Below are 13,157 nucleotides of genomic sequence, written 5' to 3'. Positions count from 1 at the left end.
TACATCCGCAGATTCTCTTTTATGGGGCACGAGGATTCGTTAACGCACCGATAACATCATGAAATTCAACAATCAACCCCGTGCAAAAGTGAATGAGCGCCACCTGACATTTTATGTGTCAGGATTATACATTACTTTATAACTCGTAATTATATTCCGTATAAAAGAAATCATACAAAAACGACTACCAACAAAAGCTGATAGTCGTTCAGTTATATTTTGTCTAAAAATCTACGGAGTTATCTTTTGAAAGAATACCTAATATAAAAGAGCCTCAATCTCTTCTCTAACATCTCGAAGACAACGTTGCACTCCCTGGGTATTGAAGCACAATCAGCCATCACCTTCATTCCAGTCCTATTGCATCATAATTCCGTGTGTCTATTTTCCTTTCATCTGCTCATTCTTTAACGTCTTACGGAAAACAAATTCATATACCAATGGAACAATGATCAAAGTCAAAAAGGTTGATGTCATCAACCCACCGATGACAACAATCGCCATTCCTCTCGAAACAATTCCGCCTTCTGGTGTGGCAAATGCAAGTGGAAGTAGTGCCACGATTGTCGCCAGTGTTGTCATAAATATCGGTCGTAATCTCGTCTTACCCGCCTGGACGACGGATTCTCGGATAGGCATACCTTCTTCACGATTATGATTGATCTTATCGATCAGAACAATCGCATTTGCCACCACAATTCCTACCAGCATTAATAAACCGATCATTGCACTCATCGATAAAGGCTCATTAGCTAACCATAAGGCTAGAAATGCCCCTATTGGCATAAATAATACTGAGGTTAGGATAACAAAAGGCAGTCGTGATTTGCCAAAGAATAGAAGCAACGTTATATACACAAGACCAATGGAGAGTAAAATGGCCATGATCATAGCTCCGAACATATCCGCTGTATCGTCACTCCCCCCACTTCCCATCATAGTAACTTCAGAGGGTAAATCAAGATGTTCCACCGCTTGTTTGACGTCTTCACTGACTGCAAGCACATCATCCCCCATTACTTGTGCAGCCACTCTAGCAAATTCCTTCCCATTTAATTTACGAATCGAAGTAACTGTCTCTCCTTCTTCTACATGAGCGACATCCGAAATGCTGAACATCCCCTGCTCGCTATATAGCATCATCTGTTCGATATCATCCGGATCCTTAAAACGTTCCGAATACACAGCTCTCAAATCGTAAAGCTCATCATCTACCTGAAGAGCACCCAACTCCAATGTTTGTGTTTTGTCTGTTAAATGGTTCCATACCTGCAAAGATGTCAAGCCTGCACTATTCATTGGCAGCGTATTCAGATGAACGGTCCACTGCTCTAATTCTTCTCGTAAATTATTTTGAACATAACGGACATCGTCACGTTCATCCATCATCCCCTCTACCATCAATGCCGCTTCTTGAAGCTGCGCTGCATCTTCAGCAAACAAGTCGATATGAACATGATTATTAGTCGGTGGTCCCATTGATGGCGCTTCCTGTACATTAATAACTGCTTCCGATTCACCTTGAGGCAATTGGGATTCCAACAGTTCTTGAACATGAGTGACCGCTTCATCAATCTGAACATGATCAGCAATATCTAAAACAAATTCAACACGGTTCAAGAACGTCATCCCACTCATGACATCGAAAGTGCCGACACTTGTGTAAATGTGAGGGTAATCCTGTTGATGTTCCATTAAAGATTCCTCTAGCTGTAAAGCTGTTTCATTTGTCCGTTCAAGCGTGGAGGAAACGGGTAAGAGAACCTCGGCCTGCAATAAGCGATTTTCTTCATCGGGTAGAAAGACGAAACCGAGATTGCCTACTAGTGGCAATGACCCAAACAATAAAACGGTGGCCAGTGTAACAACGACAAACTTGCGCCCAAGAGACCAGCGTAACAATCGCTCATAATAACGGGTTGGCATTGCATCTGTCGATCGTGGTGTTAATTTGATGAATGAGAATCGAGCCATAATGGGCACAAGCGTTAATGAGATCACAGTCGAAGCAATTAAGGCGAAAACAATCGTTAACGCAAACGGCATCATGAACTCGCCGACATCCGTGTTCCCACTCAACAAACCGAGAGGAAGAAACACCAGTATGGACGTCAAGGTAGAGGTAATAATCGGTTTCATCATCTCTTTTGTCCCGGAAATCGTTAACAATGTTCGATCTTCATCCGGATGCTGGTGAAACTTGCGATAAATATTTTCAATCACAATGATGCTGTCGTCCACCACTCGTCCTACAGCTACAGCCATTGCCGCCAACGTAATCACATTCAAACTCAAACTCCACATATTAAGAAAAATAGCCGCAATAAGTAAAGAAAGCGGAATAGACAGTACAGCGATGACCATAGCCCGTAAGTTTCGAAGAAAGACGAGTACAATCAAGGACGTTAGCAATGCCCCCAGTATGCCTGTCTCGATCATCCCCCTGACAGACGAGTCAATCGTTGCTGCGTTATCCGAATGAATCGCATAATGCATACGTTCTTCATAACTGTTTAACACATCCATAACTTGATCGGCAACGTCCACTGTATTAACATCACCGCGTTTATATATTGCCAATGACAATGCATCCTGAGCATTATACCGTGTATATCCACTCGATTCTTGAACCGTTTCAAACCGGGAAATATCTCCAATCGCAACCGCTTCTCCAGTCACGGGAGAATGCAATGCTAATTGCTCAAGCGACTCCATGTCTGTCGTGTCCTGGCTAACTCTAACGGGAATGTGATCCCCGTCTCGTTCAAAAGTTCCCGCTGAATGGGAGAAAGAAGCATCACTCAACGCCTCCTGAATGTGCTGCAACGATAATCCTAAAGCCATGGCTTGTTCATTTTCGACAACCAGCTCCATCCATGTATCACTCTTACCTTCCACGATAACATCATACACTCCAGGTACGCTTGACAATTCCGGAGCCAGATCCTCCAAAACCCATTCCTGAAATGTAGTGCTGTTTTCGTCCACAGGCATAATAGCCATATCCAAAATGGGTAAATCATCAAAAGTAAAGCTGGAAATGTCAACCTCCACTTCTTCAGGCAAAGCAACTTCTTGGAGTACATCTTCTGCAGCATCTTTTCTCTCTTCAATTCCAACCCCATATGAAAAAATCAGATGGATATAAGCCTGATCTTCGTATGATGCCGTTTCAATATCTCGCATATGCTCAAAACCGATGAATGCTTCCTCTACCACTTCAGTTACATGATCATGAACATCTTGCGGAGAAGCTCCCGGATATTGAATGGAAATATCGATGACATTACTTTCTGTTTCCGGCATGAAATCCGCATCCAGTTGGGTAAAAGCATATACTCCTCCAACAAGACATAATGCAGAAAGAATAAAAATGGCGACGGGATTTTTTAAACTGAATTCCGTTAGCTTCATCATTTGTTCAAACACTCCTTAATGTTAAATGCATAGTTCTCATCTGTACTTGTCTAGTCATGGTCATCAATAGAAGACTCCAATATTTCAAAAAATATGGCACCAGAACTAATAAAGCAATAGATGATATCCCCATCCAGATATAGGACATAAAACTTATATCTGCGTGTATAAAAAAGTCGATAAATAAAAGAATGGTGCTGACAATTAAAAGCAGCATACTTATGCGAACGCACCTTGCTTTTTTGTAGTGCTGTTCATTACCGGTCGTTGTATCATCCAGTACAAATCTTAAGGCTAAAAAACATACGAACAAGACGTTCAACATCCAAATCCATGTCAATATCATCATTCAATGTTTCTCCTCCATTCTCATGACGAGTCACTTTTCCTCTTCAAGTCTATAACTGGTAAGGCGAAAGCGAGCAAGAATGCACTTACATATGGAAACAACAAAAACACCACTGGCCAACTGGAAACAGTTACCCCAAACACACTTAATATCCTGAAAACCATACTTCCAAGAAAATAACCTCCAACCCACCCCATTATGCTAAGAATGAAAGCTCTCATTTTACTCCTGCCTCCTTTTTTCTCGATTTAATGCTAAAGTGATGGCGCGATAAAGATTAGAGCCTGCTATCACCGCTATTAGGACACCTACCAAAGGATGCAGAGCACCGATAAACGAGTGCTCAAAACCGAGATTCGCGGTAAAATACATCAAAAACACCAAAAAGAAGAGACTAAGAATGTGTAAATAATCCCACTTACGGCTCCTCCCGGCAAACGCTGCAAATACCATTAATACCGGCAAATTGAATCCAAACAAATGCACGAGTGTCACATGCTGAGACCAGTAATAAGCCTCCCCGAAAATAGCGACCCCTGCAAAATAAAACTGAGCAATTACACACAACAAAAATAACAACGCAAACGTTGCGTAAAGCCATCGACCGACAAATTTCATTTACTTTCCCTACCTTTGCAAATATACTTTTTTCATACCTTCACTCTGCATAGTAGCAATGAAATGTTGTGAACTTATGACGAACTGTTACGGTTTTTATGAAATGTGCGACATGACATACAAAAAACATCGAAATATGAGAGAATATAATGAAGTAAGGAAAGGATGTGGTGCAGATGACACCGACCATTTTGGTGGCCGATGACGAAGAAAAGGTATTGGACTTTATCGTGCCCTTTTTACGTCAGGAAGGTTTTGAGGTCGTCACGGCTAGGACGGGGACTGAAGCACTGGAACAAGTGAAACGAACGAATGCATCCGTTGCAGTTTTGGATTGGATGATGCCCCAAAAAAGTGGAATCGATGTGTGTAGGGAACTGAGGAAAACGAGTCATGTCGGTATCATCATGGTAACAGCACGAACAGATGAAACAGACAAAATCATCGGTTTGGAAGTCGGAGCAGATGATTATATTACGAAACCTTTTTCTTTACGGGAATTGGTTGCGAGAATTCGTTCGCTGTTACGAAGAATTGAAGACTCCGACATCACCGATCAACCTTTGGAAAGAGGAGAACTGACCATCTCGGAAGCTGAATATCGGGTGTGGAAAAAGGGAATGGAAATCAGCTTAACGCCGACAGAATTCAAGTTGCTGCTCACCCTCGCAGCTAAACCCGGTATCGTTTACAGCCGACTACAGCTTTTGCATGCAGCACTCGAAGACGACATGCTTAATGATGAACGAACTGTAGACGCTCATATTAGCCGTTTACGTAAAAAAGTCGAAACGGACCCAGCTTACCCTATTTATATACAAACCGTTTACGGGTTCGGTTACCGTTTCGGAGGCTCGTCATGAGTGTTAGGCGCAAATTATTTTTAGCCATGAGCTCATTTATTGTGGCAATGGGGCTGATGTTTATTTTACTAACTCAATTTGTTGTGGTGCCCATTATTGATACGATGCTAGAAGTAGATCGCACGGAGGAGACAGAGGCTTTGGCTGATTTGTTTTCGGACTATTACATTCAAAACGGACATGCATGGGATGGTGTAAATCATTTACAAGTGGAAGATGCTGTTCAGCATAATCACCGGGAAATGAACATCCTCTTAATAGATCGACATCAACAAACGTTATTCGCGGAAGGAAATACCGAAAACGACATAGTTACAAAATTGGGCATTCATCATCAAATAACCGATGGGGAGCAGACTATTGCAACAATGTATTACTATGATTCGGATGTGGCTAGTATGTCCATTGTACAACAGGGCATCAGCAGTTCAGTCATGGCTTTGTTATTTTTTGCTTCGTTATTTTTCGTGTTGATTTCCCTTATGGTTGCTTATTGGTTGTCCAAGCGGCTGACCACGCCCCTCAAACTCATGATTCCACCTATTGAAAGATTAGCGAAGGGAGACTATGGTGTTCAAGCTCCTATCGTATCTCAAGACGAGTATGCCACAGTAACAAAATCATTCAACGAAATGTCTGAACAACTGAAAAACGCTGAAGATACAAGACGGCAAATGACTGCCGATGTCGCACATGAACTGCGTACACCCTTAACCATCCTAAGTGGAAAATTGGATTACATTCAGCAACGTGGAGAGGCGATCCAGCCTGAGTCGCTACTTCCTTTGCAAGATGAGTTGATTCGATTGACACGTCTAGTCGAGGACTTGCGTTTACTCTCACTTGCCGAAGCGAAGAAATTACCAATGAAACGAATGCCGATTGATCTGGGAGACTTGCTGCATGAGTTGATCGACAAACTCCAACCTAAAGCAGACGAGAAAGGTATTGACATAACGGTTTCTAGTCAAGTCGACAACACAGAGTTGAACATAGACCCCAATCGAATGACACAAGTGTTCCTTAACTTGTTCATTAATGCGATTCATTTCACACCTGTAGGAGGGTCGGTTGATGTGGCGATCATGAAAGAAAAAAAAGTTAGCAATGAGGATATGATTGTGGTGACGATTCGAGATACAGGGGTTGGCATAGAACCGGAGCACCTGCCCCATTTATTTAATCGGTTTTATCGTACCGATCAAGCCAGAGGCCGCGACAGCGGTGGGACAGGACTTGGCTTGGCCATTGCTAAAGAATATGTACGTTCACATGGCGGCACCATCACAGTTGAAAGCACACCAAATGAAGGCACGAGCTTTATCGTCAGTCTACCCTTGTAATGGTTTTGTGAAAATAAAGTCCTTACCTTTTGAAGATAAATAGCCGCATTCTTCTTCCGTAGAAAAATGCGGCGGTTTAAAACAATAGTTGTTTACTGTTATTCTTAGCTTATCGTAAAAAAATCCACCATATAAAAGCGGGGTCAGTCTGGAAAATTTGTTCGGAAATGAAGTGAGTTCTGATATATACAAAAAACCGGCAGGGGCCGGCTTTTGCATCATGACAATATTATTCCTGAGAATTCATTGCTTCCCATTCTTCTTTGCTAGGACCATACACACCAGGAACTTTCAAGTCAGCTTGTCTCATAAGGACAGTCAATTGTCCGCGATGATGAGCCTGATGTTGAATGAGCAAACGAAAAACAGCTTGAATTGGCATGTCCATTCCAAATAAATTCACCATTTTGTTCATTTTTTCATCTGAAACCTGATCAGAAAATGCTTGTGTTAACCGCTCACTTATTGTTTTGTACGTCTCGCTAATTTCAGCAGCTGACCTCGGTGCTTCTTTTTTAAGGTCCGGAACTTCAAATTTCACTCCAACCTGTGAAGGAAAGTAGTAGGTTGATCCAGTAATGTGCCAAGCCAAACTTCCAATGGTGTATAATCCTGGGGTAACTTCCTGATTCAACGATTCATCCGTCAACGCATCCAGCACTTTTTGTGTAACAGCTGCTTCTTGTTTCCATTCGTTTAAAAAATCATTTACTGATGTAAACATTTCATTCCCTCCTTAAATTGGTAAATCCTTCATTTCCACTCATTGTATCATTTTCAGAAAAACTCAGCTAACTATCCGCTTCTCTCAAAGAGTTATTAAACAAAGGACATAAAGACATAGCAGAGGAAAAATTAACAAAAGACCTTAACAAACAATCCATCAAAATCATACTGATGATTTTTAAGCTATTGATTTAAGAGGATTGATTTTTCATACATTTCATAATAATATGAGTCTAAGTGAATTGAAAATGAAAAAGTAGCGCACTTTTTGGGCGCGCACACTCCTTAGGGAGAGTGCGCGCTTTTTTATGTTGTAGTGTGAATCTGATCAATTTCAAACAAGGAAAATTGATCATCTTATGCAACACGATGAATCAAATTTGATAAGGAGGAATCGATTAAAAATGGAAAACATTCGTAGAGTAGGAGAGGGTTTGTTGGTTGGATATTAAAACACCCGATATGAAAGCAACGAAATCGTTTTACAACAAACTTTTTGGTTGGAAATATCATAATGAAAAATGGCCAAATAAAATCTATACGATCATACAAAAGGATAGTGAAATACTAGGGGGATTAACGGATTTAAACCAGACTCCATTACCTTTAGAGACACCTCCGCACATGAGTGTTTATATTGCAGTCTATTCTATCGATGACATTACGAAGAGCTGTGAGAAGTTCGGCGGACAGGTACTTATCGAACCTTTTGATTTGGAAAACCTCATGCGTATATCTGTCATTCAGGACCCTGGAGGGGCAGTCTTTTCCTTGTTGGAGCCCGGTACATTTCAAGCCATGAATACGGATCGCAGCAAGGAAGGTGTCCCTAGTTGGTTTGAGTTAATCACACCCGATTTAAACAAATCCGTAGCTTTTTATGCCCAAATTTTCGGTTGGACTTTTATAACCACCGAAAAGGATTTCACTCGAAGCCTGTATATTCAATGCGGGGAACAAATTATAGGGAAAATGACTGCAGCTTCTTCACAAAAGTCATCACCCGAATGGAGGGTATATTATAGAGTAAAATCCATTGAGCACAAGATCAAACTTGCAAAAGCACTTGGGGCTCAACAATTTTCCGCTATCAAGGATGTTCCTCATATAGGTAAAGCAGCAACTTTCGCCGATTCGGTTGGAATTTCATTCGGTATATTCGAATTTACTAACTGATTTTATTTTTTTAACATGAAAATACCCCTTTAGATAACTAAATCCAAAGGAGTAAAACTGTACAATTTTTTACAAATCAGATTCAAATTGACATTATCGTAACTATGATATAAAGTTTTCTAAAATCAAAATTTTGATATTACAAGCGAAAAAATTAGAGATTTATTATGATCGGATTTCCTTAACTTCTTAAATCTACATTTTCTTGACGCTTCTCCTATTAAAACGAATAGATTGATAGTTGGTTATTCTCGAGGGTATTTAATATAAAGTGTTTAACGCCTCTTTACTAAACGGATTAATATCTTCATAATCTCCTTGTTGTATTTTAGCCACCCATGCTGGATCTGAAATCAAAGGTCGCCCTATCGCTACTAAATCAAACTCACCTTTCTCTAGTCGTTCAAGCAATCTTTGGATGCTAGTTGTATTTGAACTGTCAAAACTAGTAAAATCATCTTCTAAGCCAACTGAACCAACAGTAATTGAAGGCAGACCGGTTAAGTATTTTGTCCAACCAGCTAAATTCAAATCGGAGTCTGCAAATTCTGCTTCCCAAAAGCGGCGAGTAGAGCAATGGAATACATCAACACCGGATTCTTGCAAAGGCTTTAAGAAATCAGCAAGCTCTTTTGGATTTTCTGCTAACTTAGCACGATAATCACTCATTTTCCATTGTGAAAAACGGAAAAAGATCGGGAAATCTGCTCCCACAACTTTCCGACATTCTTTTACAACTTCCGCTGCAAAGCGAGTACGCTCTTTTAAACTGCCTCCGTAACAATCGGTTCGTTTATTTGTACGCTCCCAGAAAAATTGGTCAATTAAGTACTCATGTGCACCATGAATTTCGATACCGTCAAAACCAATTTGCTTCGCATTATATGCGGCATCTGCGTATGCTTGAATGAGTAGGTGAATTTCCTCTTCCGTGAGAGGTTCCGTTAATTTTTCTCCAGCTACACTTAGGCCAGAAGGACCGACTGGCAACGAATCCTTATTCGGTTGTGCACCAATTTCTCGGATCATTCCAACATGCCAGAGTTGTGGAATAATTTTACCACCGGCTTCGTGCACTTCATTAACAACTTTTCCCCAACCTTCCAGTGCTTCCTTTCCATAAAAAATCGGAACATCTGGATCATCAATGCTCGCAGGATGATTAATACCGGTTCCTTCCGTAATAATCAAGCCAACACCGTTTTCTGCCCGTCGCCGATAATATGCAGCGACTTTGTCATTCGGGACTCCACCAGGAGAAAATCCTCGTGTCATCGGAGCCATAACAGTACGGTTTGGAAGCGAAAGGTTCTTTATCGAGAATGGTTGAAATAACGCATCTATAGAATGTTGATGTGAAAATACTTTGTCTCTTTTCAAGATATACACTCCCTTTTAAATTATTATTCAATGAACTTCAAACTATTTCTCGGCTCCACTTTGAATTTCTTTTCTCCTCCAAAAGACTAGGAGTTTTTCCAACTTGAACTCAACTTCTCTTAACTGTTTGATTTGTCTTTTTGTCTCTCTAAGTTTACCTTCATATAATGAGATCGCTTCTGGAGCACATTTAGAAGAGTTTGCTATCATTGAAGTACAGTCCAAGATAGGATGAATTTCATCTGTACTGAGTCCAAGATCTAGAAATAGCTGTATATTTTTCACTCTGTCTACATCTGATCCATCGTAATGTCGGTATCTATTGTTAAGACGTTGCGGAGTGATTAACCCTTTTTCTTCATAATAACGAAGGGAGCGGATGCTAACCCCGGTCTTTACGGAAAGTTCACTAATACGCACATCACCACCTCTTTTCTTCCTGGGTCTGATTCAATAGTAAAGTATGACACTGTGTGAGGGTCAATAAAGAAATCCATTTAAAAGCATATCCACTAATTATTATTTGGATTAAAACAAAAAGACCCACCTCTTGTAAGAGGCGAGTCATACTTGCTCTCCATTATTCCACTTATCTTTTAAACTGGACATCAATGCGAGTTTAAAGTTCCTGATGAAGAGATAGTTTAATACGTCCCCAGCGACCTATCAGTGTTAAATCAAGATATTTAAAGTAAAAAAGGATATCAATGCTACGTACATAGTTGAATATGGGTAAAAAATACGTTCATCTTCGCATAAAAACACACTCAGTATCATACACCCCAACGCCCAACAACCATTAAAGTTTTTACATAATGGAGAGAATCCTATTTTATCATTTCAGCATTTAAAAAATTCTGTATTGAATAAAGTAATGTATCTTTATCATCTGTAAAAGGGGAATGACCTGTTTCTAGATATTCACAGTCAACTTGTTTACCATGATTCTTAAAGTCTTCAACGATTTCTTGTGTCATCTCTTCAGAAGTCATAAGGTCATACCTTCCCCATAATACAAGTACAGGACACTCAATTTTTCGAATTTCTCCGGTACCTTTAGTCAAACCATTTGAACTTTCACTTATGTTGAATTTATTTGCTACATAAGCTACATCTATCATATTCCGTTGTTTAAGAATCTCTTCTAAATACTTATCATAGCGCTGTCCATTCGGTTGTTTATCTTTGTATAACAATTGATTTAGGGCCAATTTAAAAAATGCTTTATCCTTTCTTTTTTGTGCATTAAGTAGACTTTGTAATACTTGATCAGCTGCTATTTGTTCTTTCGTTTCTAATCTTTCTATTATGTTTCCGTTTTCATCTTTCTTAAACAGAGGATATCCACGAGTAGACATAGAGGAAAGTAAAATCATTTTCTTTACATGTTCTGGATATTTGGCAGCAAATTGCATTGCAACTCCTCCACCATTCGACCAACCAATTAGGTGAAAAGAACTGAGCTCAAGATTATCAACAAGCAACTTCAAATCTTGTGAGAAGTCATCGATATCATTTATTGGATGATGATAGGTTGACTCACCGTAACCCCGTAAATCGATCGCATAGACCTTGAAATTTGGATTGATATGTTCCACGAGTATATCCCAATGTTGGGAAGAAGCCATATTTCCATGTATTAAGATTATCGCATCGTTCCCCTGACCACTCTCCCTATATGCTAATGTTTCACCGTTAGACAATTCTAATTTTTTTATTTCTCTAAACATCAAAATCCTCCTTTTCTAATATTAAGAACTCATGCACTTATAGTGTTTAAATTTTTTATTAACTTCTTTCATCCGTTGTGTTTGATCCCCTTTCACTATTTAAACTTCGTTCACAAAAACAAAAATAGCCCCCTAACCTCGTTTAACCGAGACAGGGGCATGTAGCACCAAATAAAGACTTAAAGAGAATAGTTGGATTACAACTTTCTTTTTCAGTCTAATAAGCACATCACACTAATCCTATCTCAGAAAAACGATCGATAACGAAGTCCATTCCAATACGATGTTGAAATTGAACCCAAGGTCAAGATATCGTTTTCTTCTAAAGTTAGGATTATATGATCATGCGCCTTTTTTCACCCTTCCGACTTTTTGTTATGTTTATAGTAAGATATTTGGTAAGAATAGTCAAATTATTACTAATATTTTTAATTATGATGTTACTCTAAACGAATACTAAGTTCACTCAACAGTTCGTTAATCAGCTGTTCAATTCATTTTTTCTACACTAGTCTAATTATTTGGGTGTTGTTAATGGTTATCTAAAGTGGTAATTTGCAACGTGTGAATTTACCATTGACTCTAACACTAGTGTCATTGTTTACAATGTGATTAGAGAAATTTCCAAAATGAAAGGAGAAGAAATGCAATGAACAATAAAGTAACAGTGATTGGATTGGGACCGATGGGGCAAGCGTTGGCTAGTGCTTTTATGAAAAAGGGGTACGATACCAACGTATGGAACCGTACGATTAAAAAAGCCGATTCCCTTAAAAGACAAGGAGCTGCCGTTGCAAACACAGCTGCAAAGGCCATATCAGCAAGTCCGTTGGTCATTATTTGTGTGTTGAATTATGACGCTGCTGAACAAATCCTTCATTCTGCTGCTGATAAGTTGAGTGGGAAAACGGTGGTGAATTTAACCGCAGACTCTCCAGAAAGAGCACGAAGCATGTCCGAATGGGTACAAGAACAAGGAGCGACTTATTTGGACGGGGCTATTATGAGCCCGACACCAACGATCGGAACCGATGAGGCAGTAGTCTTGTACAGCGGTCCTGAAGAAGTGTTTACGGATCATGAGCAGACCTTAAAAAACTTAGGCGGAACACCGGCTTATCTTGGCTCCGATTACGGTCGCGCAGCAGCGTTCGATGTGGCATTACTTGATTTTTTCTGGACTTCCATGAGTGGGTACGTACACAGTCTAGCCATAGCCGGGAAAGAAAACATATCTGCACGTGAGTTTGCTCCTTTTGCTCAAGGCATCGTCGATATTCTGCCAAATATTTTGGTTGGTCTGGCTCAGGAAGTAGATGAGGAAAAATATAGTCAGGACGATTCTAGCCTGATTTCAAACGTCGCCTCTATGAATCACATTATTGAAGTTTCAGAATCTCATAGGATTGATGCGAGTGTTCTCCATTCGGCCAAAGCATGGGCGCAGAGAGCAATTGACCAAGGATATGGCAAGGAGTCCTTTGCCAGAGTAACCGATATACTGAAGCGATCATCCATTTGAATTGTTGAGTTTTGGGTGCACTAAATAGAATGG

11 protein-coding genes are annotated in these 13,157 nt (G+C 40.0%); 4 read left to right on the top strand and 7 right to left on the bottom strand.

Translation table 11 applies throughout. From position 1 onward, the window contains the following. Window positions 1-381 precede the first annotated feature (381 nt). From CD001_RS04610 to CD001_RS04595, 3 genes are all read right to left on the bottom strand, one after another. On the bottom strand, window positions 382-3,417 hold the full coding sequence (locus tag CD001_RS04610; RefSeq protein ID WP_096186398.1) for an efflux RND transporter permease subunit: 3,036 nt from the start codon (window positions 3,415-3,417) through the stop codon (window positions 382-384). 369 nt (window positions 3,418-3,786) lie between these two features. Next, a complete protein-coding gene (locus tag CD001_RS27230) occupies window positions 3,787-3,987 on the bottom strand; it encodes a DUF5957 family protein (protein WP_096186396.1) in 201 nt (66 codons plus the stop codon). A 1-nt stretch (window position 3,988) separates the two neighbouring features. Next, the gene (locus CD001_RS04595; protein WP_096186395.1) at window positions 3,989-4,384 is read right to left on the bottom strand and encodes a DUF6220 domain-containing protein; all 396 of its coding nucleotides are present in this window, start codon (window positions 4,382-4,384) and stop codon (window positions 3,989-3,991) included. Window positions 4,385-4,560: 176 nt separating this feature from the next. Here CD001_RS04595 and CD001_RS04590 point away from each other — a divergent pair, with 176 nt between their 5' ends. Together CD001_RS04590 and CD001_RS04585 are read left to right on the top strand one after the other, a co-directional pair. After that, a complete protein-coding gene (locus tag CD001_RS04590) occupies window positions 4,561-5,247 on the top strand; it encodes a response regulator (RefSeq protein ID WP_096186394.1) in 687 nt (228 codons plus the stop codon). Beyond that, window positions 5,244-6,590 (top strand): sensor histidine kinase, encoded by a 1,347-nt coding sequence (locus tag CD001_RS04585; protein ID WP_096186393.1) that lies wholly within the window; start codon window positions 5,244-5,246, stop codon window positions 6,588-6,590. The genes CD001_RS04590 and CD001_RS04585 overlap by 4 nt, the downstream gene beginning before the upstream one ends. A 229-nt stretch (window positions 6,591-6,819) precedes the next feature. On the opposite strand, the gene CD001_RS04575 is transcribed toward CD001_RS04585, so the two are convergent. Continuing rightward, the gene (locus CD001_RS04575; protein ID WP_096186391.1) at window positions 6,820-7,314 is read right to left on the bottom strand and encodes a DinB family protein; all 495 of its coding nucleotides are present in this window, start codon (window positions 7,312-7,314) and stop codon (window positions 6,820-6,822) included. Window positions 7,315-7,757: 443 nt separating this feature from the next. On the opposite strand from CD001_RS04575, the gene CD001_RS04570 reads away from it, so the two are divergent. Beyond that, on the top strand, window positions 7,758-8,492 hold the full coding sequence (locus CD001_RS04570) for a VOC family protein (RefSeq protein WP_096186390.1): 735 nt from the start codon (window positions 7,758-7,760) through the stop codon (window positions 8,490-8,492). Window positions 8,493-8,753: 261 nt separating this feature from the next. On the opposite strand, the gene CD001_RS04565 is transcribed toward CD001_RS04570, so the two are convergent. The 3 genes from CD001_RS04565 to phaZ all read right to left on the bottom strand — a co-directional run bounded on the left by CD001_RS04565 (window position 8,754) and on the right by phaZ (window position 11,602). Continuing rightward, a complete protein-coding gene (locus CD001_RS04565) occupies window positions 8,754-9,872 on the bottom strand; it encodes an NADH:flavin oxidoreductase (protein ID WP_096186389.1) in 1,119 nt (372 codons plus the stop codon). Window positions 9,873-9,914: 42 nt separating this feature from the next. Next, window positions 9,915-10,292: a MerR family transcriptional regulator gene (locus CD001_RS04560; protein WP_179298600.1), complete on the bottom strand. Its 378-nt coding sequence runs from the start codon at window positions 10,290-10,292 to the stop codon at window positions 9,915-9,917. Window positions 10,293-10,699: 407 nt separating this feature from the next. Next, window positions 10,700-11,602, bottom strand: a complete 903-nt coding sequence (gene phaZ, locus CD001_RS04555) for an intracellular short-chain-length polyhydroxyalkanoate depolymerase (protein ID WP_096186387.1) — start codon at window positions 11,600-11,602, stop codon at window positions 10,700-10,702. 649 nt (window positions 11,603-12,251) lie between these two features. Here phaZ and CD001_RS04550 point away from each other — a divergent pair. After that, complete coding sequence (locus CD001_RS04550; protein WP_096186386.1) at window positions 12,252-13,124, top strand: NAD(P)-dependent oxidoreductase; 873 nt, start codon at window positions 12,252-12,254, stop codon at window positions 13,122-13,124. Window positions 13,125-13,157 lie beyond the last annotated feature (33 nt).

This window comes from Evansella halocellulosilytica (assembly GCF_002335745.1).
GTDB lineage: Bacteria > Bacillota > Bacilli > Bacillales > Salisediminibacteriaceae > Bacillus_CA > Bacillus_CA halocellulosilytica.
Note: the sequence above shows the minus strand (reverse complement) of the source record. Positions and strands in the feature narration are given on the sequence as shown.